The organism is Sphaerisporangium sp. NPDC004334 (assembly GCF_053602655.1).
Genome location: NZ_JBSGDZ010000021.1, coordinates 23,987 through 50,078 on the forward strand (window position 1 = coordinate 23,987; position 26,092 = coordinate 50,078).

General features: G+C 70.2%; 18 protein-coding genes and 1 pseudogene. 9 read left to right on the plus strand and 10 right to left on the minus strand.

Annotated features, from left to right (window positions below):
• Window positions 1-202 precede the first annotated feature (202 nt).
• The 4 genes from ACWEN6_RS26755 to ACWEN6_RS26770 all read right to left on the minus strand — a co-directional run bounded on the left by ACWEN6_RS26755 (window position 203) and on the right by ACWEN6_RS26770 (window position 4,928).
• Window positions 203-1,312 (minus strand): acyl-CoA dehydrogenase family protein, encoded by a 1,110-nt coding sequence (locus ACWEN6_RS26755; protein WP_452573849.1) that lies wholly within the window; start codon window positions 1,310-1,312, stop codon window positions 203-205.
• 37 nt (window positions 1,313-1,349) lie between these two features.
• Window positions 1,350-2,522, minus strand: coding sequence for an acyl-CoA dehydrogenase family protein (locus ACWEN6_RS26760; RefSeq protein WP_452574079.1), 1,173 nt, complete (start codon window positions 2,520-2,522; stop codon window positions 1,350-1,352).
• A gap of 142 nt (window positions 2,523-2,664) precedes the next feature.
• A complete protein-coding gene (locus ACWEN6_RS26765; RefSeq protein WP_452573851.1) occupies window positions 2,665-3,882 on the minus strand; it encodes an acyl-CoA dehydrogenase family protein in 1,218 nt (405 codons plus the stop codon).
• Between the two features lie 53 nt (window positions 3,883-3,935).
• Entirely contained in the window at window positions 3,936-4,928 is a 993-nt protein-coding gene (locus tag ACWEN6_RS26770; protein ID WP_452573853.1) for a phosphotransferase family protein, read from the minus strand.
• Window positions 4,929-5,157: 229 nt separating this feature from the next.
• Here ACWEN6_RS26770 and ACWEN6_RS26775 point away from each other — a divergent pair, with 229 nt between their 5' ends.
• Entirely contained in the window at window positions 5,158-5,751 is a 594-nt protein-coding gene (locus ACWEN6_RS26775; protein WP_452573855.1) for a GNAT family N-acetyltransferase, read from the plus strand.
• A gap of 96 nt (window positions 5,752-5,847) precedes the next feature.
• Here ACWEN6_RS26775 and ACWEN6_RS26780 read toward each other — a convergent pair whose 3' ends face one another.
• Window positions 5,848-6,429: a TetR/AcrR family transcriptional regulator gene (locus ACWEN6_RS26780; protein WP_452573857.1), complete on the minus strand. Its 582-nt coding sequence runs from the start codon at window positions 6,427-6,429 to the stop codon at window positions 5,848-5,850.
• A gap of 55 nt (window positions 6,430-6,484) precedes the next feature.
• Between ACWEN6_RS26780 and ACWEN6_RS26785 the strand changes: the two genes are divergently transcribed.
• Window positions 6,485-7,636: an FAD-dependent oxidoreductase gene (locus ACWEN6_RS26785; protein WP_452573859.1), complete on the plus strand. Its 1,152-nt coding sequence runs from the start codon at window positions 6,485-6,487 to the stop codon at window positions 7,634-7,636.
• A 112-nt stretch (window positions 7,637-7,748) separates the two neighbouring features.
• Here ACWEN6_RS26785 and ACWEN6_RS26790 read toward each other — a convergent pair whose 3' ends face one another.
• From ACWEN6_RS26790 to ACWEN6_RS26805, 4 genes are all read right to left on the minus strand, one after another.
• Window positions 7,749-8,633, minus strand: coding sequence for a DMT family transporter (locus tag ACWEN6_RS26790; protein WP_452573861.1), 885 nt, complete (start codon window positions 8,631-8,633; stop codon window positions 7,749-7,751).
• Window positions 8,634-8,995: 362 nt separating this feature from the next.
• Window positions 8,996-9,355, minus strand: coding sequence for a VOC family protein (locus ACWEN6_RS26795; RefSeq protein WP_452573863.1), 360 nt, complete (start codon window positions 9,353-9,355; stop codon window positions 8,996-8,998).
• A 163-nt stretch (window positions 9,356-9,518) separates the two neighbouring features.
• Window positions 9,519-10,094, minus strand: coding sequence for a hypothetical protein (locus tag ACWEN6_RS26800; RefSeq protein ID WP_452573865.1), 576 nt, complete (start codon window positions 10,092-10,094; stop codon window positions 9,519-9,521).
• 40 nt (window positions 10,095-10,134) lie between these two features.
• On the minus strand, window positions 10,135-11,022 hold the full coding sequence (locus ACWEN6_RS26805) for a DUF4231 domain-containing protein (protein WP_452573867.1): 888 nt from the start codon (window positions 11,020-11,022) through the stop codon (window positions 10,135-10,137).
• Between the two features lie 776 nt (window positions 11,023-11,798).
• Between ACWEN6_RS26805 and ACWEN6_RS26810 the strand changes: the two genes are divergently transcribed.
• From ACWEN6_RS26810 to fxsT, 4 genes and pseudogenes are all read left to right on the plus strand, one after another.
• Window positions 11,799-14,165 carry an FxsB family cyclophane-forming radical SAM/SPASM peptide maturase gene (locus ACWEN6_RS26810; RefSeq protein WP_452573869.1) on the plus strand — a complete coding sequence of 789 codons (2,367 nt, stop codon included), beginning with the start codon at window positions 11,799-11,801 and terminating at the stop codon, window positions 14,163-14,165.
• Window positions 14,166-14,231: 66 nt separating this feature from the next.
• A pseudogene (locus ACWEN6_RS26815) lies at window positions 14,232-14,512 on the plus strand (helix-turn-helix domain-containing protein); the annotation flags it as partial.
• Window positions 14,513-14,739: 227 nt separating this feature from the next.
• Window positions 14,740-16,023 carry a TIR-like protein FxsC gene (locus tag ACWEN6_RS26820; RefSeq protein ID WP_452574081.1) on the plus strand — a complete coding sequence of 428 codons (1,284 nt, stop codon included), beginning with the start codon at window positions 14,740-14,742 and terminating at the stop codon, window positions 16,021-16,023.
• A complete protein-coding gene (gene fxsT, locus ACWEN6_RS26825; protein WP_452573871.1) occupies window positions 16,020-19,934 on the plus strand; it encodes an FxSxx-COOH system tetratricopeptide repeat protein in 3,915 nt (1,304 codons plus the stop codon). Before ACWEN6_RS26820 ends, fxsT begins: the two co-directional genes overlap by 4 nt.
• 30 nt (window positions 19,935-19,964) lie before the next feature.
• On the opposite strand, the gene ACWEN6_RS26830 is transcribed toward fxsT, so the two are convergent.
• Window positions 19,965-20,945 carry an alpha/beta fold hydrolase gene (locus ACWEN6_RS26830; RefSeq protein ID WP_452573873.1) on the minus strand — a complete coding sequence of 327 codons (981 nt, stop codon included), beginning with the start codon at window positions 20,943-20,945 and terminating at the stop codon, window positions 19,965-19,967.
• A 211-nt stretch (window positions 20,946-21,156) separates the two neighbouring features.
• Between ACWEN6_RS26830 and ACWEN6_RS26835 the strand changes: the two genes are divergently transcribed.
• The 3 genes from ACWEN6_RS26835 (at window position 21,157) to secA2 (ending at window position 26,090) form a co-directional block, all read left to right on the plus strand.
• Entirely contained in the window at window positions 21,157-22,119 is a 963-nt protein-coding gene (locus ACWEN6_RS26835) for a DMT family transporter (RefSeq protein WP_452573875.1), read from the plus strand.
• A gap of 132 nt (window positions 22,120-22,251) precedes the next feature.
• On the plus strand, window positions 22,252-23,781 hold the full coding sequence (locus tag ACWEN6_RS26840; protein WP_452573877.1) for an MDR family MFS transporter: 1,530 nt from the start codon (window positions 22,252-22,254) through the stop codon (window positions 23,779-23,781).
• Window positions 23,782-23,843: 62 nt separating this feature from the next.
• A complete protein-coding gene (gene secA2, locus ACWEN6_RS26845; protein ID WP_452574083.1) occupies window positions 23,844-26,090 on the plus strand; it encodes an accessory Sec system translocase SecA2 in 2,247 nt (748 codons plus the stop codon).
• Window positions 26,091-26,092: the final 2 nt, after the last annotated feature.

A 26,092-nucleotide genomic window follows, 5' to 3' on the forward strand; every position in this document is an offset into this window, starting at 1 on the left:
TGACCCCCAGAAGCTCCCGCGCCACCCCTCATACGGCGGCCACGGCGCGGATCTCCATCCGACGTGTGCTGGTTGTGATCGGCGCCGGGTCGGCGGGTCGTGGTACGGCGAGGCCGGCGCCGCCCGTACGGCGCCCCGCCCGGCGACCGTCAACGGACAGCCCACCAGCCTTCGCGGCTTCAGGCGCCCTCCTCCTGAACGCTCAAACGGCGAGCGGGGCGGGGAGAGCGGCGAGGCCGGCGAGGGCGTCGCGGTGGTCGCCGGGAGTGCCGAGCGCGATCTGGTCCGCCTTGGCGCGCTTGAGGTACAGGTGCAGGGGATGCTCCCAGGTCATCCCGATGCCTCCGTGCAGTTGCAGGCACTCCTCGGCCGCGTGCACGGCCACCGGCCCGCACCACGCCTGCGCCACCGCGACCGCCATGGCCACCTCGGCGGCCGGGTCGTCGCCGGCGCCGGCCCGCGCGAGCGCGTCGGCCGCGTTGCGGGCCGCGGCGCGTGCCTGCACGATCTCCATCCACAGGTCGGCGAGCCGGTGCTTCAGCGCCTGGAAGGAGCCGACCGGCCGGGCGAACTGGTGCCGCTCCTTGACGTAGGCGAGGGTCGTGGCCAGGCACCACTCGGCCACCCCCAGCTGCTCGGAGGCCAGCAGCCCCGCGCCCAGCGCGAGGCCCGCGCGTAGCGGCGCGAGGCCGGCGGCGACCGGCCGGCCCGGCGCGCCGTCGAAGGTCACGGTGGCGACCGGCCGGGTGAGGTCGAGCGAGGTGACCGGCTCGACGACGGCGTGCGCCGCGTCGACCGCGTACAGCGCTCCGGAGGCGGGGACGACCAGCACGTCGGCGCCCTCGGCTCCCGCGACGGCGGTGACCCGTCCGGTCAGCCTCCCCCGCTCGGCCCGCACCCAGTCCGGGCCCGGCGGGTACGGCGAGGCGGCGAACGAGACGGCGAGCGCGGCCGTGCTCTCCCCCGTCGCGAGGGAGGCGAGCAGGTCGCGGGCCGCGCCGGCGCCGGAGGCCACCAGGGCGCCGGTCGCCATGACGGCGCTGGTCAGGAAGGGCACCGGGGCCACCGCGCGGCCGAGCTCCTCCAGCACGACCGCCGCCTCGCGGGCGGAGGCGCCCGCGCCGCCGAGGTCCTCGGGGATGAGCAGCCCGGCGGCGCCGATGTCGCGGGCCAGCGCCTTCCACAGGTCGGCGTCGTGCCCGGGGGCGCTCTCGGCGCGGGCGAGCACCGCGGACGGCGGGCGCCGGTCGGCCAGCAGGGCGCGGACGGCCGCCCGCAGCTCCTCCTCGACCTCGGAGTACAGCAGTGTCATCGGGTCGCTCTCCACCTCTGGTTCGCCGGGCGTGCGGTCATCGCGGCAGGTCCTTCCAGGGCACGTTCTTGTCGGCGCGGGGCTCGGAGGGCAGGCCGAGGACGCGCTCGGCGATGATGTTGCGCAGGATCTCGGAGGTGCCGCCCTCGATGGAGTTGCCCTTGGCGCGCAGGTAGCGGTAGCCGGGCCCGCGGCCGAAGAAGTCCACCGTCTCCGAGCGCCGGAAACTCCAGTCGTCGTACAGCAGGCCCTCCTCGCGCAGCAACTCCACCTCAAGGCCCGACAGCGCCTGGTTGAGGCGGGCGAAGGCCAGCTTCATGCCCGACCCCTCCGGCCCGGGCGTCCCCGCGGCGAGCTGCTCGCGCAGCCGCACCCCGGCCAGCCGGGTGACCTCGGCCTCGACCCACAGATGCAGCAGGCGCTGGTGCAGGTCGTGGGTGCGCAGCTCAGGACGCTCCCGCCAGGTGTCGGCGACGACTCCGACCACGCCTCCGCCGCGCCGCGCGGGCGAGCCGCCGATGGCGACGCGCTCGTTCATGAGGGTCGTCTGGGCCACCCGCCAGCCGTCCCCGACCTCGCCGAGGCGCAGGTCGTCCGGCAGCCGGACGCCGGTGAGGAAGACCTCGTTGAACTCGGCCTCGCCGGTGATCTGCCGCAGCGGCCGCACCTCGACGCCGGGGGCGTGCATGTCGCACACGAAGTAGGTCATGCCCCGGTGCTTGGGCACGTCCGGGTCGGTGCGCGCGACCATGATGGCCCAGCGGGCGTGGTGGGCGCCGGAGGTCCAGACCTTCTGCCCGTCCACCACCCACTCGTCGCCCTCACGGACGGCCCGGGTGGCCAGGGTCGCCAGGTCGGAACCGGCACCGGGCTCGCTGAAGAGCTGGCACCAGATCTCCTCGCCGGTCCACAGGGGCCGAAGGAAGCGCTTTTTCTGCTCCTCGGTGCCGAAGGCGAGGATCGTGGGCGCCGCCATGCCGAGCCCGATGGCCATCTTGCCGACGTCGATCTGCGGGGTGCCCGCCAGCTCGGCCTCCACCACGGCCTGCAGCTCGCGGCGCGCCCCGAGGCCGCCGAGGCCCTCGGGGAAGTGCACCCAGGCCAGCCCGGCGTCGAACCGCGCCCGCAGGAAGTCCGGCGGTGCGGTCGCGGCCGGGTCGTTCTGCGACAGGAACGCGCGCACCCGTTCCTTGATCGCCGCCTCGTCCACGGTCACTGAGACAGGTCCCTTCGTCGGTCGCCGAGTCGTCGTCGGCTCGGCCGGTCGGTCGGTGGGTCGGTGGGTCGGTCGCCCAGCGGGTCACTGAGCCGGTCGGTGGCCCAGCAGGTCACTGAGCCGGTCACTCAGCGGGTCACTGAGAGGCGGGCGGGGTGTGCTTCTTGAGCTCGCGGCGGGCCAGGGAGCGCTTGTGCACCTCGTCGGGACCGTCGGCGAGCCGCAGCGTGCGGGCCGCCGCCCACAGGCCGGCCAGCGGGAAGTCCTGGCTGACGCCGCCCGCGCCGTGCACCTGGATGGCCTTGTCCAGGATCCACTCCACCTCGCGGGGCGTGGCGATCTTGATGGCCTGGATCTCGGTGTGCGCGCCCCGGTTTCCCACCGTGTCCATCAGCCAGGCGGTCTTCAGGACCAGCAGCCGCAGTTGCTCCACCTTGACCCGCGACTCGGCGATCCAGTCCTGGACGACGCCCTGCTGGGCGACCTGCCTGCCGAAGGCGACCCGCGACAGAGCGCGGCGGCACATCAGCTCGATCGCCCGCTCGGCCATGCCGATCAGACGCATGCAGTGGTGGATGCGGCCCGGCCCGAGCCGCGCCTGGGCGATGGCGAACCCGCCGCCCTCCTCGCCGATCAGGTGGTCCACCGGCACGCGGACGTCCTGGAACAGCACCTCGGCGTGGCCGCCGTGGTCGCCGTCGGTGTAGCCGAAGACGTGCATGCCGCGCTTGACGGTGATGCCTGGGGTGTCGCGGGGCACGAGCACCATGCTCTGCCGCCGGTGCTCGGGCCCCTCCTCGGAGGTCTTGCCCATCACGATGAAGATGGCGCAGCGCGGGTTCATCGCCCCGGACGCGAACCACTTGCGGCCGTTGATGACGTACTCGTCACCGTCGCGCGCGATGGAGGTGGCGATGTTGGTGGCGTCGGAGGAGGCGACCTCGGGTTCGGTCATCGCGAACGCCGACCTGATCTCGCCGTTGAGCAGCGGCTCCAGCCAGGTCTTGCGCTGCCGGTCGCTGCCGAACATGGAGAGGACCTCCATGTTGCCGGTGTCGGGCGCGGCGCAGTTCGTGGCCGCCGGGGCGATGCGCGGGCTGCGTCCCATGATCTCGGCGAGCGGGGCGTACTGCAGGTTGGTCAGCCCGGCGCCGTGCGCCCCCGGCAGGAAGAGGTTCCACAGGCCCCGCTTGCGCGCCTCGTCCTTGAGGTCCTCCAGCATGGGCGGGGCGGTCCAGCCGCTCTCCGCCGCCTGCCACTCGAAGGCCTCCTCCGCCGGGTACACGCATTCGTCCATGAACGCCAGCAGCCGTTCGCGCAGGTCCTCGGTGGTGTCGTCGTAGGCGAAGTCCATCAGCCCTCCAGTGGCGTGAGCGCGTACGGGAAGTCCATCTGCGGCACGGGACGTCAGCCTTCCAGGGACGCGAGCGCGCGCAGCCCGTGGGCCACGAGCGGCGCGACGTGCCCGCCGATCTCGCCGAAGCCCTCTCCGACGGTGAGCCCTTGGGTGTAGCGGAAGTGGATGCCCTCGGCGATCACCGCGAGCTTGAAGCAGGCCAGGGCCAGGTACCAGCCGAGCCGGGTGACGTCCAGACCCGCGCCGGCCGCGTACCGCTCCGCCAGCGCGGGCGCGGCGGAGACCAGGGCCGTGCCCGCCTCCGGCCGGCCGCCGGTGTCGAGCGCGGCGAAGTCGCCGTACAGCAGGAACAGGGCCAGGTCGGTGAGCGGGTCGCCGAGGGTGGACATCTCCCAGTCGAGCACGGCCCGCACCCGGCCGCCGGCGATCAGCGTGTTGCCCAGCTTGAAGTCGCCGTGGACGATCGCGTGGCGCTGGGTGAGCGGCACAGCTCCCGCCAGGCGGTCGTACAGGTCGTCGATGCCGGGGATCTCCCGGCTGCGGGAGGCGTCGAGCTGCCGCTTCCACCGCTTGACCTGGCGCTCCAGGAAGCCCTCAGGGTGGCCGAAGTCGGCGAGCCCGACGGCGGCCGGGTCGAGGGCGTGCAGCCGGGCCAGGATGTCGGTCAGCTCGGCCTCGATGGCCGGCGTCGCCGGGGGCTGGCCCCCCTCGACGTACTCCATGACGTAGAAGGGCGCCCCGATCACCTCGGGGTCCTCGCACAGGTGGTACGTGCGCGGCACGGGGACCCCGGTGTCGCGGAGCGCGGTCATCACGCGGTACTCCCGGCCCATGTCGTGCGCCGTGGCCAGGACGTGCCCGAGCGGCGGGCGGCGGACGACGAACCGGCGCTCGCCGTCGCGCACGAGATAGGTGAGGTTCGACCGGCCTCCGTGGATGACCTCGGCGGCCAGGCCGCCCTCGGCGAGCCCGTGCCGGCCGAGATGGTCTCGCAGGCGGCCGAGATCCAGACCCGGCGGGCCGGTGTCGATCTGTGCGGACATCGCGCTCCCCAGTCGTCCCAGTGCCTGGAGCGTACCGACCGGACGGTATGCCTGTCGACCGCTCGCCGGTCCTCGCCGCGCGCGGCCCTCGTCCTGCGTGCGGACGGCCCGCGCCCCGCCGGTCCCGGCCTCCAGCCTAGAGTCAGACGCCCCGCCGCCAAGTGGTCGCCGGGAATCCGCCCCCGGTGGCACTGTCGGCCAGACCACTCCGGCGGCCACACTTCACGGCATGACCGCGAGAATGCCCGATCCCACCACCTTGACCGGCCGTTTCGTCCGCCTGGAGCCGCTCGGCCCCGAGCACATCGCCGGCCTGCACGCCGCGGGCGGAGGCGACGACGACGTCTGGCGCTGGCTGCCGGTGGCGACGCCCCGCACCGAGCAGGACATGCTGCGGGTCGCGCAGTCCCTGATCGAGAACCCGGGCATCGTGCCGTTCGCCGTCATCCTGCGCCGGACCGGCGAGCCGATCGGCTCGACCACCCTGCACGACGTGCCGGGGTTCGACGACAGCGTGGAGATCGGCTGGACCTGGTACGGCAGAGCCTATTGGCGCACGGCCGTCAACACCGAGTGCAAGCTTCTGCTGCTCGGCCACGCCTTCGACAAGCTCGGCCACAACCGCGTCCTGCTCAAGACCGACATCCTCAACACCCGTTCACAGCGGGCCATCGAGCGCATCGGCGGCGTGTACGAGGGCACGCTGCGCCGGCACCGGCGGCGCCCCGACGGCACCTGGCGCGACACGGTCCATTTCAGCATCCTCGACGACGAATGGCCCGCCCACCGGGAACGCCTCGAACAAGCCCTCGACCGCACCTGACGACCCGTCCGGCCCACACACGGGGACGACGGCGCGCGAAGATCGGCCGATGCGTGGGGGCCCGTAGGGCCGGCAGGGCCGGCGGCGTCGCGAGGCTCAGGCGAGCATGCCGCGGAGCAGTTCCCGCATCCCCGCGCGCAGATCTTCGGGCGCGGGGACGGCTCCGGCGCCCGCGATCGCGTCGAACAGCACCCCTTCCGCGAAGGCGACAAGCTGCCCGCCGTGCCGTACGGGGTCGCGAGAGCCGGCCGCGGCGAGCACGGCCGTGGCCACCTCGCGGAAACGGCGCCCCGCCGCGTCGTACACCTGGCGCAGTTCAGGACGGCGGGTGGCCTCCAGGGCGAGCTCATAGCGGGCGAGCGACGTACGCCGCCCCTCGGTGAGCTGACGGTGGAGCAGACCGGCCATCAGATCGCCGAGCTCCTCCGGCGTCCCCATCGCACCGAAGCCCGAAGGCGCGCCGGCCGCCGGAGGGACGGCGGTGAAGTACCCCTCCTCCAGTTCGGTCAGCCGGGCGAGGGTGAGCGCGAGGAGCGCGGCGCGGGTGCGCGCGAGGTTGGACGTCGAGCCGAGCGGCAGACCCGCGGCCTCGTCCACGGCGCGGTGCGTCAGGCCGCGCATCCCCCGCTCCACCAGCAGCGTTATGGCCGCCTCCGCGATCAGTTCCTCCCTGCGCATGGGGCCAGACTACACCTGTAGTAACGTAACTACAGGTGTAGTTGAAGGAGGGGACATGTCCCATGCGGTAGTGATCGGCGGGGGGATCGGCGGCCTGAGCGCCGCCGTGGCGCTCGCCCGCAAGGGCTGGTCGGTCACGGTGTGCGAACGAGCGCCGTCGATCGAACCGGTCGGCTCGGGCCTCGCCATCGCGCCCAACGCGCTCAGGGCCCTGGACACGATCGGCGTGGGCGACGAGGTGCGCGCGCTGGCGGCGCTCCAGGGCGAGGCGGGCATCCGCACCCCGGACGGCCGGTGGCTGCTGCGCACCAGCGCGGAGGCCGCGCTGGTGCGGTTCGGCGAGCCGACGGTGATCCTGCTCCGCGCCACGCTGGTCGACCTGCTCGCGCGCCGGCTGCCGTCCGGCGCGCTGCGCCTGGGCACGGACGTCCACGGCGTCGACCCTGAGGACGGAACGGTCTCCACCAGCGCCGGCGACCTGCGGGCCGACCTGGTGGTGGCGGCCGACGGCATCGACTCCGCCGTCCGCCGCTCGCTGTTCCCCCGGCACCCGGGTGCTGTGCACGCCGGCGTGACGAGCTGGCGGCTCCTGGCCGACCGGCCGGAGGGCGAGTTCCGCGGCAGCGAGTCGTGGGGGCGCGGCCAGGTGTTCGGCATCACGCCGCTCGCCGGCGGCCGGGTGTACTCCTACGCCACCGCCCCCGTCCCACCGAGCGGCACGAGCGCGAACCGCGACAAGGGCGGTGGGGACGCCGGGACGCGCAAGGCCGAGCTGCTGAGGCTGTTCGGCGACTGGCACGACCCGATCCCCCGGCTGATCGAGGCGGCCCCCGAGGAGACGATCCTGTGGCACGACATCCGCTGCCTGGCCGCTCCCCTGCCCGCCTTCCACTCCGGCAGGGTGGCACTGCTCGGGGACGCGGCCCACGCGATGACCCCGAACCTCGGCCAGGGCGCCTGCCAGGCGATCGAGGACGCGGTGGTCCTGGCCCACCTCGCGGGCGACCTCCCCGCCTACACCGCGGCCCGGCTGCGCCGCACCAGCACCATCATGCGCAGGTCGCGCGCCATCTGCCGCGTGACCCGGTGGTCCAACCCCCTGGCCGTCCGCGCCAGGAACGCCGCCATGGCCCTGACCGGACGCCTCGGCGACGACCTCACCCTGCGCCAGTTCCAGGACGTCTTCACCTGGCGCCCACCCGCCTGACCCTCAGGTCCAGCGAGCCACCGGACACCGATTCCGGCGGACACGGATGGCGACCGAAACCGGCACTATCGGATACCGACACTGTGGGAACGGGCGGCCACCAGAACGGAACTCATCGGACGCCGGCGCGGGTGGAGATGGGGACGGGTAGTTCGGCGTGCGGAGGGGTGACGGCCTGGGTGGTCTCGGGGGTGAGGCGGCTGAGCGTGATCGTTCCCGCGATCAGCACCGCGGCCGAGAGAATGGCCGGGATGACGTCGCCGACGCCGGTCGGCAGCGGCTCGCCGAGCAGCACCGCCCCCGCGATCACCGAGGTGATCGGGTCCACGACCTGCACCCCGGCGTAGGCGATGCCGAAGTACCCCACCGCGTACGACCTCTGCAGCAGCACGATGGCGCAGACCAGCAGCACGGGGATCGCGATCGTGAACCAGTGGACCAGGCGCGACAGGTCGCCGCCCAGCCCTCCGCCGACGACGCGGACGAACGTGGAGACCGAGGCGGTGACCGCCCCCGCGCCGACCGACAGCAGCAGCGCCTTCGACGGCCCCTTGGCGCGCCGCGCCGCGACGTTGCACACCGCGACCACCACGCCCACCACCGCCAGGAAGGCCAGCGCCGCCGGGGTGGACAGCACGGGGCGGGTGTTGCTCTGCGGGATCAGCAGCATGAGCCCCAGCAGCCCGGCGGCCACCGCGATCGAGCCGAGGATCTCCGCCTTGTGCGGACGTCTGCCGTGCAGCACCGCCGCCAGGGGAACGGCGAACACCAGCGTCGCCACGCTGACCGGCTGGATCAGCACGAGCGGGGCGAAGCTCAGCGCCACGGCGTGCAGGCCGGCGCCGAGCAGGCCGATGACCCCGCCGATCAGCCAGCGGGGCCTGCGGATCAGCTTGAGATTGGCGCCCCCGTGGACGGCCTCGTACTGCTGCAGGGCCGCGCCTCCCGCGTACCCCAGCGCGCCGACCAGCGCGATCGACACGCCGAGCCAGATCATGACGCGGCCCCGGGCAGGACGCGGGCAGCGGGAAGCACATGTGGGGTCATCAGAGGGAGCACCCCGCCAGCTTAAGGACAAATGCCAGGAACGCGGATGTCGATCGCCCCATTGCCCCATGATCTGGGGTGGCCCGGCCGCCGCCCGCACCGTCCCCGGCGCTCCGATGGTGCTTCTCGGACATGGCGACTACCGCTGCCCAAAGAAGGCCCCTGTAATCGAATCACCGCCGACGGGCGGGCCGGGATGCGCACCCGGCCCGCCGGCCGTGAAACCTGCGGGGCCGGTGAACGAACCCATGGACCGCGAGGGTCCGTGAGCAGCCGTGGACCGCGAGGGGCCGGTGAGCCGTGACCGCGCCCTCAGGAACGCTCGGGGCAGACGCAGAAGAGGTGGCCCTCCGGGTCGGCCAGGACGACCCAGCCGTCACCGGGCTGGAAGTCCGGCCTGGTGGCGCCGAGTTCGAGGTACTCCTGGACGGCCTTGCCGACGTCCGGGACGCGGAAGTCCAGGTGGAACTGCTTGCCCGGACCGGGCCAGGCGGCCGGCTCCCGCTCGGGGACCCGGGCGAAGTAGATGCTCGTCGTCCCGTCCCCGATGCCGGCGTACTCGTCCTCGGCGTACTGCACCTCGAAACCGGTGATCGCGGCATAGAACTCGGCGAGCTTCTTCGGCTCGGCGCAGTCGATGGTCGTGGCGATGAGTGTTGCTTTCGTGGTCATGGGTCCATCGTGGACGGCATACCTGTCATCCAGCGTCAGGTACTGGTGGCGAATTTCAACGCCACGACGCTCCCCAACCACGGCTTCGGGCCACCGGCCCACTCCCCCGGCTTCGGCCTTGGCCCAAGCACCGGCACCGGCACCGGCACCGGCCCACGATGGGCTACTCCCGGCGGGCGCCGTCGGGCCAGATGACATGCACCTCGATGCCGCGCCGGCGCGCCTCGGCGACCACATCGGCCGTGCCGCCGTAGCCGCGGGCCGGCTTGCCGTCCCAGACGGCGTACAGCTCCTCGGCCAGGTCGAGCATGAGCTTGCTGCCCTCCATGAGGGATTCGTCGGTGGACTCGACGTACCGCAGGCGGTGGACCTTCTCGGCGGCCGTCATGAGCGTGTCGTATTCGTCCCTCGAGTTGGGCGGCAGTCCCTCGCGGTAGCGCTGCGAGCAAACGACCGCCTCCAGCGTCCCGCCGAGGTCCACGACCGCCCTGGCGAAGATCTGGTCGGCCCCGTCGGCCAGGCAGGAGACCCCTCTGATTTCGGGCGCGTGCCGGGCGAGGATGCCGCGGATGGCCTTCTCGACGAGCGTGACGGTGGACGCCGGCAACCCCCGGTGCCCGGAGATCGCGATGCGTCGCTGCGTGTCCCCCCCACCGCCGGACGGGTTCCTGGCGGGGCTGCTGCGGCCGTTGACCGGCGGACGGGGGCCGGGACGGCGGAGGCCGCTCTGGTCCAGCACGGGCGCGGCCGCGGTTTGGACCGCCCGCGAACGATTTTCCTCAGCTCCGCGAGCCCCACCACAGCATGTGTTCACGGGCGATGGCCTCCTCGGACTCGTCCACGAAATGGGCCCATTCGGTCTCCGTCCGAGGCCACTCCACCCGCGACACGATATCGGCCAGTTCCAGGGCGGCGATGGAGTACGACGTGGCGATCTGCTGGTGCTGGCGGGTCTGGAGCCAGGCGATGCCGGCGGCGGCAACGGCGCCGACGATGCCCGGCAGGTCCATGTCGATCACCTGGTCGGCGTTGAGGATGGCGGCGATCAGGCCGACGGCCTCCAGCGCAGCGAGCGAGACCGACCACTGCGACGCGCGGCGGTCGTGGTACCGGGCCTTGGCGGAGTACCAGGTGCGCTGCTCGTTGATCCGTCCGGCCATGTAGTGCTGCTTGCGTTCCTCCAGCGGCAGGGACCTGATCTCGCGCATCACGGCCGTGATCTGGGACTCCTCCTCCATCGGCGGCACCGGAGCGAACCCGTTGATGCCCCGGATGATCTCAGAGAAGCGCTGGTGCAGGAGGAGGTCCATGTCGGCGTCGTCGTCCTCGGCGCTGCGCCCGAACGGCGCGCCGCCGACAAGGTAGCGCCACGCCAGAGTCTTGGCCGACTCGGCGGCGGCTCTCGCCTCGTACCATTGGCGATCGGGCCGCGCGGTGAGGAGGTACACCTCGGTGACGAGCGCCGTGGCCAGCGCGCCCGCCGCGACGAGCGCGGCCGCGTCGACCCGTCCGGCCGTCAGCGAGAACGACCCGAAGATCGCCGCGGCTACCAGTGATGTGAGGCGTACCCCCGTCGCGGTCAGCAGCCTGCGCTGCCCCACGATCGCGCCTCGGTCGGCGGCGCGGTAAAGCGCCGGAAAACCTGTCTCCGGGTTGGTGGCCACCACCTAACCACTGCAGCCTGCACCCTCCCCTCTGTCAAGGGGGAATGGAACCATGCATAAGATCTTGGAATAACGGCGCGACACCAATGCGATGATCTCGGATCCTTAACCGCCGCGTTCTCACATCAGGTCTCAGCCTGCTCTTTCACCCCTTTGTTCGATGAGCCGATAATTCAACCAAAAGGGGCGGCGCGATCGCCGCTCACAACCTAGAGTCGGAGGGTGACGCCGGGAGTCCCGCCGGTACGGCACAGTCCGATCAATCCTCCGCACCACAAGGAGACGATCACCGCAAAGTGCGTACGGCCTTACTTCAACCGACAACCGGGACGGGCTACGCAGGACGGGATAACTCTCCCAAACGTGATCTTTCCAACTAAAGGCCCCCCAGTGCATCCCCTATCGTCGACAAAAATCCCCCGACCCGAGGTAAAGACCTGGGCACGGAGCGACTGCATCCCCTAATGTCATGCCACCTAGGGCGACACCAAGGGAAGAGATCCCGATGTAAGGTCGTACTCAGAGCGACGGAGTGATTACTCTCCAGCTTTGACCCCTGGATTTATTCAATCCAGCTTGATATGGACGGATAGTCTTATGAACAATGTGTCCAGGGACACCAAGTCGGGAAGCACCACAGATCAGATCGACATACTGCATATGCCCCTCTCCAGAGTGGGGACGCTGGCGAAGGCCGGCCTACTCGGCCATATTCTTCCGGACCCGTCGGTCAATGGAGTGAGCGCCGCCGCATTCCAGTCCTCGATCTAGCCATTCTCGTGAGTCAGCTTGCCCTCCCTTTTCGGCAATTCGTCATCAAGATCGCCAGCCGTTGTGATCTTGCCTGCGACCACTGCTATATGTACGAGCACGCCGACCAGAGCTGGCGGAGGCGACCCATCGTCATGTCCGACGAGACGATGGGGTCGACCGCCGACAGGATCGCCGAGCACGCACGGCGGCACCGGCTGAGCCGCGTCAGCGTTGTTCTGCACGGAGGCGAGCCGTTGCTGGCCGGAGTCGGACGACTTGGCCGCCTCGCCGACAAGCTGGCGCGCTCACTCGACGGCGTCTGCGAGCTGGAACTGAAGATCCACACCAACGGCGTCCTCCTCAATGCCGAGTTCTGCGATCTCTTCGCCTCACGGGGCGTCAAGGTCGGCATCTCCCTTGACGGAGATCGGATAGCCAACGACCGTCACCGCAAGTACGCCGACGGCCGCAGCAGCTACGACAAGGTCATCCGTGCCGTCACCCTGCTGAGAGAGCGATATCCGAGCCTGTACTCTGGGCTGCTCTGCACGATCGACATCGCCAACGACCCCGTCGCTGTCTACGAGGCGCTGGCACAACTCGAGCCCCCCCGGGTGGACTTCCTGCTCCCGCACGCCACCTGGGACCAGCCGCCTCCCGGTGACCCCGCAGCGTACGGCGACTGGCTCATACAGATCTTCGACCAGTGGCTGGCCGACGGCAGGCCGATGAGCGTCCGCATGTTCGAGTCGGCACTGCGCACCCTGGCGAACAAAAGCAGCCTGACGGAGTCCCTCGGGCTCGAACCGAGCGATCTCGTGGTGATCGAGACCGATGGTTCCTACGAACAAGCCGACTCCCTCAAGACCGCTTTCGACGGCGCCCCGGCGACCGGTTTGGACATCAAACGGCACGCACTCGACGTCGTGGCCGCCCACCCCGGCATCACTGCCCGCCAGACCGGCTTGGACGGCCTCGGCGAGCAGTGCCAGAACTGCCCGGTCGTCTCCTCGTGCGGCGGCGGTCTCTATGCGCACCGCTACCGCACCGGCTCCGGGTTCCTCAACCCGAGCGTCTACTGTGCCGGTCTGCTGCGGCTGATCACTCATATCCAGAACACGGTGCGCGCGATCGACCGCGCCACGCACAGCCTCCCCTCGTCCGTCTTCATCGAACTGGCCTCCGGTCACGGGAGCGCCGAGTCGATCGCCAGACTCGAAGAGGGACAGCAGAGTCTGCGCCGAACCCTCCTCGCCAGTGTGGGCGGCGCGTCGGATTCATTGGACGCCTGGCGTCTGCTCACGCTGATCGACGGCGAAGCCCGGTCGGTGCTCGATGCCACGCTGGCTCACCCTTACATGCGTGTGTGGGCTATGCGATGCCTCAAGGGCGACATCGACGACGGTCACCTGTCAGCGTTCGCCACCGTCGCCGCCATCCGCGCCGGGGTCCGAGCCGTCCTGCGGGTGCCCGTTCGGAGCGGCCTGCTCCATCTGCCTTCGCTCGGCCGCCTCGACGTCGGCGGGGCCACCGAGGCCACAATCGAGACCGGCGAGCGACGCTTCAGCGTCCGCACCGGCGGTCGCGGCTGGTTCGTCGACCTCGACGCCCCCGGCGACAGCCCAGCGTGGTCGCCGGTGCGTCACCTGGTGACAGAGGGTTTGACCGTGGCGCTGGACGACGTCGACCTGTACCGCGACTGCCACCAGTATCCGCCGGCCGAGCGGCTCGACGACCGGCAGTTCGACCGCTGGGCGACCATGTTCGGTGAGGCGTGGGAGCTCATACAGCGCGATCATGCTGTGTACGCACCGGCTCTGGCGGCCGGGCTCGGCACCCTGATCCCCCTCGCGCCGCACCCCGGCGGCTCCGAGATCAGCTCTACGGCCCGCGACGCCTTCGGCGCCGTGGCCGTCGCGCTCCCCGGGAACGCGACTTCGCTGGCGCTGCTGCTGATCCACGAATTCCAGCACGTCAAGATGGGTGCCATCCTCGACATCCACAGCTTGTACGACCCCAAGGACACCGGCCTCTATTACGCCCCCTGGCGCAGGGACCCTCGCCCACTCGAAGGGCTACTCCAGGGCACTTACGCCCATCTCGCCGTGACCGACTTCTGGCGGGTGCGGCGCCTTCTCGATCGCGATGGGGCCGCTCACCGCGCAGCCGTCGCGTTCGCGCGCTGGCGAGCACTGACCGTCGAGTCCATCGGGACTCTCGCCGGTTCGGGGGCGCTCACCGAGCTCGGTGAGCAGTTCATCGGCATCATGCGCGAGACGGTCCGGCCCTGGCTGGCGGAACCCGTATCCGCCGCCGCCGAGCGAGAAGCGCGGGAGGCCGCCGCAGCGCATAAGGTCGAATGGTCACGCAGCGTCAACGCCGGATACTCCTAGTGCCGTGACCGGAAACGATCACCGGGTCGCTTAAGGCACCGAACGCCGGTTGGACGGGAACGGATGATGTCCGATCGGCGATGGGGAGGCGCGGTGGCGGAACCGGTCAGGGTGTGCAGGCTGATGGACCCTGAAGGGCAGAAACGGCAGCGGATCGTCCGCCGGGCAGCACGAACTCGGTCTGCTACCGGCGACCGATGATGCTGTTGGCCTCAGCCGGCGGCAACACGTTCCCGGTGATCGCCCGCCTGGTCCAAGCCGATGAGGACTCCGTCCGTGATGTGATCCACCGGTTCAACGAGATCGGGCCGGCCTGCTTGGACCCTCGGCATGCGGGAGGCCGTCCCGGCCGGCTTCCCGCATGCCGGTTCCGCGCCCGATCGGCATACCATAAGACGATCCCGCAGCCCCCAAAGAGCCGTTGACGGCAGGCCGATACCCCATTTCCGGTGTGACACATAAACATGGCGTGGTGATTTTCTCCGGTTAGATTGCCCGTCGTCATTGTTCCCACCTAGCCTGCCATTCTATAGTCGTGGTTCCCGCGGGGCATGGGCTGGAGGTGCGTCTGCAAGTGTCAGATGCTATACAAGCTGGCCCCTACTTCTTTCTGAGCTACGCGCATACTCCGCGGCACGACGCTAATGATCGCTATGATCCCGATCAATGGGTGGAGAAGCTCTTCACCGACCTGTGCCGCCATGTTATGGTCCTGAGCGGCCTCGATCACGGCTCCAAGCCCGGATTCATGGATCGCGAGCTTCACTCAGGTAGCTACTGGCCTGACCGGCTCGCCAAAGGCCTGGCGACTTGCAGGGTCTTCGTCCCCCTCTACTCCAAGCGCTACTTCGAAAGCGAGCAGTGCGGCAAGGAGTGGACTGCCTTTTCCGAGCGGATTCTGTACCATCGTGCACGCGGCTGGGAGAAGGCAGAGACAATCATCCCCGCCATTTGGGTTCCCGTACCACCCGAAGAGCTCCCCGAGGTCGCGCGGTCCATTCAGTTCAACCATGCCGGCCTAGGACCGAGGTATATCGAGCACGGCTTCTACGGCATCATGAAACTCAGGCAGTACCGCAGCGCCTACGACATGGCCGTCTACAACCTCGCGCGCCGCATCGTCGAAGTCGGGGAGTCGACCCGGCTCGCGCCGACCGCGCCGCCCGACTACGACTCGCTCCGCAGCGCGTTCGACGCCTTCGAGTCCTCCCGGGCCGGCGGCCATCGCATAAAGGTCACCGTGGTCGCGCCCGACATCCACAACCTGCCAGAAGGTCGCGAGCCATACCACTACGGACACACTCCGCAAGAGTGGAACCCCTACCGCCCGGAGATCGGCAGGCCGCTCGCCGAACACGCCGTCGAACTGATCCGCAATCTCGGCTTCCGCGCCGATGTGGGATCCATCGACGACCACTATGACCATCTCTTCGGTGACGATTCGCCGACGAGCCCGGGGCTGATCCTGGTGGACAGCTGGGCCACCGTCTCGGAGAAGTACCAGGAGCCGCTGCGCCGCCTCGACCAGGGTGACAAGCCTTGGATCACCGTGATGGTGCCGATCAACCACAGCGATGCGCAGACCACGGAGGCCGAACACCGGTTGCAGCGGCACCTCGGAGCGATTCTGGAGCACAAGCTCAGCGAGGGACACCCGGTCCAGCGGTCGGTCGCGAACGACATCTCCACGTTCGACCAGTTTTGTAAAGCGGTCCCAGAGATGGTGCGGACGGCGATACACCACTTTCTCCGGCGCGCACCGACGTACCCGCCTGGAGGGCGCGCGTCCATGGAGCGCCCGAGGCTGCAAGGTCCCCAGTCCCCGTACAACGGAACCGACGCGGAGGCTCAGCCATGAGTGACGCCCCCGAGGGCCACATCATCACGTTCTACTCCTACAAGGGGGGAACCGGCCGCACGATGGCCGTCGCGAACACGGCGTGGATCCTGGCGAGCAACGGCAAGAGAGTGCTCATCCTCGACTGGGACCTCGAGTCGCCCGGCCTCCACAAGTTCTTCCACCCCTTCCTCGACGCGGACAGCGTCGGCGGCACCCCCGGCATCATCGACATGATCAACGAGTACTCGCTGGCGACGCTCAATGCCGGCACGCGCCCGACCGACTGGCATCTGGACTACGCGCGAGTGCAACGCCACGCGGTGTCCCTCGAGTGGGACGACTTCCCTGGTGAGGGGACGATCGACTTCGTCTCGGCCGGCCGCCAGAACCGCGACTACGCCTCCCTGATCGCGAGCTTCGACTGGGACAACTTCTACACCCGGCTGGGCGGCGGCCAGTTCTTCGACGCGCTGCGCGCCGACATGAAGGCCCATTACGACTACATCCTCATCGACAGTCGCACCGGCCTCAGCGACATCGCCGACATCTGCACCGTCCACCTGCCCGACACGGTCGTGGTCTGCTTCACCCTGAGCGACCAGAGCATCGAGGGCGCGTCGGCGGTCGCGGAGACCATCAAGACCCGCTACCGCAACCGCGACATCCGCATCCTGCCCGTCCCCATGCGCATCGACGACGGTGAGAAGGAGAAACTGGACGCGGGCCGCGATCTCGCCAAGCGCCGGTTCGAGGGTTTCCCCCAAGGCATGACCCCCGACGACCTGCGCCACTACTGGGGCTCGGTCGAGATTCCTTACAAGCCCTTCTACGCCTACGAGGAGACGCTGGCCGCTTTCGGTGACGCGCCGGGATCCCCGACCTCCCTGCTGGCGGCGTTCGAGCGCCTGGTGAGCATGATCACGCGAGGGGAGATCGCCTCCCTTCCCACGCTGCGCGAGGATCTTCGGCTGACCGTCCGTGAGACCTTCGTCCGCAGACCGGCCACCTCCCCGGCTGAGGTCCTGCTGAGCTACGTGCCCGAGGACCGCATGTGGGCCGACTGGATCGCCTCCGTGCTGGAGCTGTCCGGCCTTGAGGTGGTGCGGCACGACCATGACAACGCGGCGAACACTTCAGAGTCGGCCCAGCAGAAGACCCCGACCTCTCGTCACGTCGTCGCCGTGGTCTCCGCCGCGTACATGCGCTCCATGCAGCCGCTCACGTTGTGGAAGCCGGCGACGACCGCCGAAGCCAAGGGGCCGCGCTCCAAGGTCGTGACGGTGCGGGTCGCCGACGTGCGCATGGGCCCGCCGCTCGGCGACCGCCCGACCGTCGATCTCACCCGCTTCAACGAGTCGCAGGCCGTCGAGGCGCTGCTGCGTGTGCTGGGCCGGCCACCGCAGAGCGCCAAGAGCATGGAGGACCCCGCGCCGGCAGGTCCCCGCTTCCCGGGCATCCGACCGCCCGTGTGGAACGTCGCGAATCGCAACGCCGCCTTCACCGGCCGCAACGCCGTCCTGGAGCAGCTCCGCGACCAGATCGTCGGCAACAGCACGACCGTGGTCCTCCCCCAGGCGCTCTTCGGACTCGGCGGCGTCGGCAAGACGCAGGTCGCCCTGGAGTACGCCCACCGGTTCATGGCCGACTACGACGTGGTGTGGTGGATCGCCGCAGAACATCTGGAACTCATCAACCCCGAGATGGCGGACCTGGCGGAGAAACTCGGCGTCCGGGTGGGTGACAGTGTCGCCGAGGCGGCCAAGGCCGCCCGGGAGGCTCTGCGCATGGGCCGGCCGTACTCGCGGTGGCTGTTGATCTTCGATAACGCGGACGACCCCAAGGAACTGGAGCCCTACCTGCCCACCGGTCCTGGGCACATATTGATCACCTCGCGCAATCCCGCCTGGTCACGGGTGGCCGATCCCCTGGAGGTGGACGTCTTCACCCGCGAGGAGAGCATCGAGCACCTGCGCCGGCGCGCGCCGGGGCTCGATGTGGAGGACGCCGCGAAGGTGGCCAACGCGCTCGGCGACCTGCCCCTGGCCATCGAGCAGGCCGGTGCGTGGCTGGAGCAGACCGGCATGCCGCCCGAGCAGTACCTCAGCCAGCTCACCGAGATGTTGAAAATCGGTGAGCAGCCTGCCGACTACCCCACTCCCGTCGCCGCGACGTGGAACGTGTCCTTCGAACGGCTCCGCCAGCAGTCGCCGGCGTCGGTGCGCCTGTTGGAACTGCTCGCCTTCTTCGGTCCCGAACCGGTCTCGCTGTACATGCTCCACAGCGACGCGATGGTGGAGTGCCTCGTCCCCTACGACGACGCGATGCGGGAGAAGGTCATGTTGGGCCCGGCGATCCGCCAGTTGGGCCGATACGCCCTCGCCCGTGTGGACCTGGCCGACAACTCCATCCAGGTGCACCGGCTCATCCAGGCCGTCGTGCGCGACCGGATGAACGCCGAAGAGCGGGAGACGACCGTCCACGACGTGCACCGCGTCCTGGTCGCCGCCCGTCCTCGGGTGGGCGAGGTCGACAACCCCAAGAACTGGCCCCGTTACGACGAGATCTGGCCGCACCTCGTTCCTTCCAAGGCGGCCGAGTGCGACGAGGAGGAAACCCGCCGCCTGCTCATCGACCGGGTGCGCTATCTATGGAGACGCGGGGAGTTCCAGGCGAGCCTGGACCTGGGCAACAGGCTCGAGGAGGTGTGGAACATCAAGCTCGGCACAGGCGACCGCCAGACCGTCCACCTGCGGTTCCACCTCGCCAATACCCTCCGTTCCATGGGCAGGTACGCCGAGGCGCACCTGGTGGACACCGAGGTGCTGACCCAGCAGACACGAGAACTGGGCGAGTCGCATCCCTACACGCTGATGACCGCCGGCAGCCTGGCCGCCGACCTGCGGACGCTCGGCAAATTCCAGGAAGCCCTCGACTGGGACGGTCAGACCTATGAGCGGGTCAAGGACCTGTTCGGCGATGATCACGACCGCACCTTGTCGGCCGCCAACAACCTCGGAATCAGCCTACGGCTCACCGGCGACTTCGCCCGGGCGAGGGAACTCGACCAGGAGATCGTGCGCCGTCGGCACCAAGTGAGCGGTGAACTGCACCTCAACACTCTCAATACCATCGCCAACCTGGGACGTGACCTGCGGGAGCTCGGGCATCTCACCGAGTCGGTGGATACGACACGGGTGAACCTGGCGCATTACAGCCAGGTGCTCGGCGAGGGCCACACCGACACCCTGCGCACCGCCACCAGCCTCGCGACCTCGCTGCGCCGGAACGGCGCCGAGGCAGAGGCCCACCAGCTGATCGAACAGACCCACAACAGCTACGTCCAGCACTACGGCGACGCCCACCCTGAGACGCTCCTGTGCCGTCTGGAACTCGCCTCCTGCCTCGCCACGATGGGTGAGACCGCGGCCGCCCACGAACGCGCCTCTGATGTGATGCGGCACTTCACCGCCACCCTGGGGGCCGACCACCCGTACACGTTGGCCTGCGTCAACAACATCGCCTCCTACCAGCGGGAACTGGGCCACCTTCCGGACGCGAGACGGCTCGCGGAAGCGTCCCTCGCGGGTCTCGCGGAGCAGGTCGGCGAAAACCACCCCATGACGCTGCTGGCGGCGATCAACCTGGCGAGCTGCTTGGCGGAGCTGGCTGAACCGGCTGCCGAGGCGATGGACCGCCGCACGCTCGCCCGCCTGCGTGAAATCCTCGGCGGCGAACATCCGGACACGCTCGTCTGCGAGGCCAACATGGCCATGACGCTCAACGCCGTGGGACGCACGGCGGAAGCGCGCCAGTGCCGCGAACGGGTATTGCACGCGATGCGCAAGGCGCTCGGCGACGATCATCCGCACATCGCCGACCTGGCCGCCTGGCGCAGGATCTCGCGTGACCTGGAACCGCTGCCGTGGTGACCGCTGACGCGACGGCCGTGGCGGCGCCCCTCAGGCGGCCTTCTCGCCGTTGACCAGCCAGGGCAGCAGGTCTGGAAGCGCGGCCAGAGAGCCGAAGTGTGCGGCGTCCGGCTCTACCTGTATCGTCGCCGTGCGGATGCGAGCGGCCAGCCAGCGCGAATGGCCGATCGGGGAGATCTTGTCCTTCTCTCCGTGCCAGAGGAGAGTCGGCACCCGTATGGCCGCGGGGTCGAACCCCCACGGGGCGAGAAAGGCGATGGAGTCGTCGAGCCAACCGTCCTGTGAGTGGCGCAACGCCTCGGCGAAATTGGCGACGAGCATCGCACGTACACCAGGGTTGGCGACCATGCGCCGGTCCGCCTCCGGAAGCTCGTGGTACAGACTGGCGATAAGGCTTCCCGGATCGGTGCGGATTCGCCGCACGGTGGGAGCGAGCCAGTCGGCGAAGCGGCTACGCCCGGCGAGAGCGAAGCGGTACTCGGTGATGTTGGACTCGGTCATTCCGCCGAACCAGTCGAGGCCTTCGGCGGCACGCGGAGCGATGCCGACCAGCACCGCGACCCGCAGAACACGATCGGGCAGCAGCGCGGCGCACGCCAGGGCGTGCGGGCCGCCTCCCGACCGGCCGACCACCGAGAACCGGTCGAGGCCGAGCGCGTCGGCGATCGCAACAACGTCTTGGGCCGCGCTGGCCACCGAGCGGCCGACCAGGCGGTCGGAGAGGCCGTACCCAGGGCGATCGAAGGTGATCAGCCGCACGCCCAGCCGGTAGAGGACCGAGCCGCGCGGGCATGGTCCCACCCTGCTCCCAGGGGTGCCGTGCAGCAGGAACACCGGTTCCCCGTCGGGTTTCCCCCTCTCGTCGACCGCCAGTTGCCTGCCGTCAGCCGTGTGTACGGTCCTGCCGGGTCTTCTCTTCTCCTCTACCGCGAGTCTCCTGCCATCGGCCGTGCGCACGACCTTCGTCAATGCACGCCTCCACTGGACGAGATGCCTCAACCCAACATCCACCAATTCGCCGGGTCACGGAAGGGGAACAGGGACATTCGCCGGCACCGGCCGGGACGCTACTCTGGCGCCATGCGTCGCGTTCTGATCGTTTCTCCGCCGCCCGCGCGTTAGCGGGCGGTTTCTCTCCGACTGACCGGGCCTGACGGCTCGGTGGGTGGCGGCTGCCCGCGTTCTGGGGCCTTTTCCGCTTTCACTCTTCTGGAGAGAGTTCATGACGCACGTCTCCGTACGGCGAGGCATGCTGTACGTCACCGTCGCGGCAGCCATCTGGGGCACGGGCGGCCCCGCGGCGGCCATGTTGTACCGGGTCAGCGGGCTCGGCCCGGTGGCCGTGTCCTTCTGGCGCTTCGTCTTCGGCGCCCTGCTGCTGTTCGCCGCCGCCCGTCTGACCAGGCTCGGCGACCGGCGGCCCGAGGTCCGGGGGCGGCGGGCTGGGTGGGCCGGGCTGGTGTTGGTGGGGGCCGGGCTGGCGGTGTCGCAGGCGGCCTATTTCGGCGCGGTCGCGGCGAGCGGCGTGGCCGTGGCCACGGCGACCACACTGGGCGCGAGCCCGGCGCTGGTGGCCCTCGGGGCGCGGCTGCTGCTGGCGGAGCGGCTCGGCCGCAGGGGGGCGATCAGCATGGGGCTGGCCCTCGCGGGCCTGGCGCTGTTGATGGGCGGTCCCTCGGACGGTTCGGTGACCGGGATCGGGCTGGCCCTGCTGTCGGCCGTCGCCTATGCCGGGGTGACGCTGCTTTCCCGTCATTCCGGACGTTCCGATCAGTCCCGTACGGCCGGGACGGCCATGTGGGGGTTCGCAGTGGGCGGGGTGCTGCTGCTGCCGGTGGCGGCGGCCGAGGGCCTTGTGCCGAGCGGGGATGCGATGGCCTCGGTGGCGCTGCTCGGCTACCTCGGGGCGATGCCGACCGCGCTGGCCTACAGCCTGTTCTTCGCCGGGCTCACGTCGGTGCGGGCGACGACGGCCTCGGTGGTCGCGCTGCTGGAGCCGGCGGGCGCCACCGTCCTCGGCGTGGTGCTGCTCGGTGAGCGGCTGACGGTCACCTCGGCCGCGGGCGCGGCCGTCCTGCTGGCCTCCGTGGCGGTCCTCGCCGCCGGCGAGCCGGGCCAGAGCGGCCGCCGAGGCGGCGCCGGCCGGCACGTCCACGAACGTGCGCCGGGTGCGGTCAGACCGTAGGGCGTGCCGCACCGGGAAGACGGCGGAGCCGGGAGATCACAAGGTGGGTGCATCCGGTGGGTGTGGCGGGTGCGAAGGTTCGACCGTGCGTAGGCTGGAAAGGCCTTGCAGCCGTACAGGAGAGGGGCGTGGATGAGCGCCGAGGCAGCCCCGCTGGGGCCTAGGCAGGTGCGCCTGGTCTTCGCGGGCCTCATGGTCGCCCTGCTCCTGGCGGCTCTGGACCAGACGATCGTGTCGACCGCCCTGCCGACGATCGTCGGCGACCTCAAGGGCCTGGAACACATCGGCTGGATCGTCACCGCCTACATCCTGGCCTCGACCATCGGCCTGCCCATCTACGGCAAGCTCGGCGACCTGATCGGCCGGAAGATCGTCTTTCAGGCCGCCATCGTGATCTTCCTGGTCGGGTCGGTGCTGTGCGGCATGGCGCGGAACATGCCGCAGCTCATCGCCTTCCGCGCCCTCCAGGGGCTCGGCGGCGGCGGCCTGATGATCGGCGTGCAGGCGATCGTGGCCGATCTGGTCTCCCCGCGCGAGCGCGGCCGGTACGTGGGCGTCATCGGCGCGGTGTGGGGCCTGTCGTCGGTCATCGGCCCGCTCATCGGCGGCTTCTTCACCGACCACGCGAGCTGGCGGTGGTGCTTCTACGTGAACCTGCCGCTCGGGCTGGTCGCGCTGGGGGTCACCGCCGTCGTGCTCCGGCTGCCCAGGCCGAAGGCACGCCCAAGGCTGGACATTCTAGGCACGGCGCTGCTGGCGGGCGCCTCCACGTGCATCGTGCTGGTGACGAGCTGGGGCGGCACGCAGTACGCGTGGGACTCGCCGGTGATCATCGCGCTCGGGGCCGGGGTGGTGGTGCTCGCGATCGGGTTCGTGCTGGCCGAGCGGGTGGCGGCCGAGCCGATCATCCCGCTGCGCCTGTTCCGCAACGACCTGTTCACCCTGCCCGCCGCGATCTCGGTGTTCGTGGGCGTCGGCATGTTCGCCGCGATCGCCTACCTGCCCACGTTCCTGCAGATGGTGAACGGGGCCAGCGCGACGGGGTCCGGGCTGCTGATGCTGCCGATGGTGGCGGGCATGACGATCACCTCGATCGGCTCGGGGCGGGTCATCTCGGCGACCGGGCACTACCGCGCCTTCCCGATCGCCGGCATGGCGATCCTGGCGGCGGGCCTGGCGCTGCTGTCGCGGATGACCGCCGACTCCTCGATGGTCCTCAACGGCCTCTACATGTTCGTCACCGGGTTCGGGCTCGGCATGGTGATGCAGACGCTCGTGCTGATCGTGCAGAACTCCGTCGGCCACCGCGACGTGGGCGCGGCCACCTCGGCCGTGAACTACTTCCGCCAGACGGGCGCCTCGCTCGGCACGTCGCTGGTCGGCTCGATCTTCATCCACCGCCTGTCGGACGTGCTGGCCGCAAGCGGCGCCCGGCTTCCGGCGAGCGGGGTCAACGCGATGACCCCGCAGATGGTGCACAACCTGCCGCCCTCGGTGCGCCAGGTCATCGCCCGGGCGTACGCGCAGGCGCTGCCGCCGATCTTCCTGTACGTGGTGCCGCTGATCCTGGTGGGCCTGGTCCTGGCGTTCTTCGTCAAGGAGGTCCCGCTGTCGGAGCGCCCGGCGTCGGCCAAGCAGGACGTGCCCGCGCACAGCGGCTGAGGCGGCGGCCGGAGGGCGGAATCGCGGTTACAGTTGGAGGCGTTGGAGGTGACGTGGCCTCGATACCGCGATTTATCAGAAATCTCCTGGATCGTCCGGGAAGCGCAAACATCGGCCCCTTTCAGCGTCTTGCGACACAGGCGGGCGGCCACGAAGAGCGGATCAAGGCGCTGGCCGATCTTCCCCGCCCTGACCCGGACGACCTGGCCGAATACTGCGCGATCGCCCGCGAGGCCGCGCGCCGCACGCTCGGCATGCGGCCGTTCGACGTCCAGTTGGTCGGCGCCCTCGCGCTGATGTCCGGGCAGGTCGCCGAGATGGCGACCGGTGAGGGCAAGACGCTCGCCGGCGCCATCGCCGCCGCCGGGTACGCCCTGCGGGGCAGACGCGTCCATGTGATCTCGGTGAACGACTACCTGGCCCGCCGCGACGCCGAGTGGATGGGTCCGCTGTACGAGGCCCTCGGGGTGTCGGTGGGCTTCATCGAGCAGTCCTCCACGCGCGAGCAGCGCAGGGAGGCCTACGCCAAGGACGTCACCTACGCCCCGGTCAGCGAGATCGGCTTCGACGTGCTGCGCGACCGCGTCGCGACGTCGCCGGACGATCTGGTCGTCCCCGAGCCCTCCGTCGCGGTGATCGACGAGGCCGACTCGGTGCTGGTGGACGAGGCGCGCGTCCCGCTGGTGCTGGCCGGCGCGACCGACTCCGGGATGGACGCGCCCGAGACCGCCGAACTGGTCCGCCGGCTGTCCCGCGGCTACCACTACGAGCTGGACGACCAGGAACGCAACGTCTTCCTGACCGCCAAGGGCACCGACGCCGTCGAGAAGGCCCTGGGCGGCATCAACCTGTACGAGACCCCCGACGTGCTGACCCGGGTGAACCTGGCCCTGCACGCCCATGCCCTGCTCACCCGCGACGTGGACTACCTGGTGCGCGACGGGCGCATCCACCTGGTCAGCCAGTCCCGCGGCCGGGTGGCGACGCTCCAGCGCTGGCCCGACGGCCTGCAGGCCGCCGTGGAGGCCAAGGAGGCACTGCCCGCCAGCGAGACCGGCGAGATCCTCGACTCGATCACCATCCAGGGCCTCATCCGCAGATATCCCGAGATATGCGGCATGACGGGTACGGCGGTGGCGGTCGAGGAGCAGCTCAGGGAGTTCTACGGGCTGAAGGTCGCGGTCATCCCCTCCAACAAGCCGTGCGTGCGCGTCGACGAACCCGACCGCGTCTACGGCACCGTCGCCGACAAGGAGCGCGCGCTGGCCGCGGAGATCGGCCGCGTCCACGCCACCGGGCGGCCGATCCTGGTCGGCACCCTGGACGTGTCGGAGTCCGAGCGCCTGGCCGCCGACCTGGCCGCCGACGGCCTCGACTGCGTCGTCCTCAACGCCAAGAACGACGCGCAGGAGGCCGCGATCATCGCGCGCGCCGGCGAGCGGGCGGCGATCACCGTGTCCACGCAGATGGCCGGCCGGGGCACCGACATCCGCCTCGGCGAGGGCGTCGCCGAGCTGGGCGGCCTGTACGTCATCGGCTCGGGCAGGCACGCGAGCAGCCGCCTGGACGACCAGCTGCGCGGGCGCGCCGGCCGCCAGGGCGACCCGGGCGGCTCGGTGTTCCTGGTCAGCCTCGAAGACCCTCTGATCTCGCACTACGCCCCCGACGAGGCCCTGCCCAAGGCGGGGGACGACGGCGTCGTCCTGCACAAGCGGGCCGGGTACGTCGTCGGCCACGCCCAGCGGGTCGCCGAGGGCGCCCACCTGGAGATCCACCGCAACACCTGGCGCTACACCCGGCTCCTGGAGCAGCAGCGCGACCTGGTGCTGGAGCAGCGCGACAAGGTGCTGCACGGCGACTCCGCGGCCGACGCGCTCGCCAAGGCCGTCCCCGACCGCTGGGAGGAGCTGTCCGGGAGCGTGGAGGACCCTGTACTGAAGGACGCGGCTCGCCAGATCCTCCTGTTTCACCTGGACCGCTGCTGGACCGAGTACCTGGGCTACATGTCCGACGTGCGGGAAGGCATCCACTTGCGGGCGCTCGGCCACAAGCTCAGGCCGCTGGAGGAGTTCCACCGCGAGGGCGTCTCCGCCTACCGCCACCTGATGGAGGAGGTCGAGAGCCGCTCGGTCGAGACGTTCCGCACGGCGACCATCACCGCGGACGGTCTGGACGCGCCCGACAGCGGCCTTCGCCGTCCCACGGCCACCTGGACCTACCTCGTCCAGGAGAACCCCTTCGGCGACGTCTTCGACCGGGCGCTCAAGCGCCTCTCGCCGAGGGCCAAGCGGCGGCAGGATCTCGACTGAGG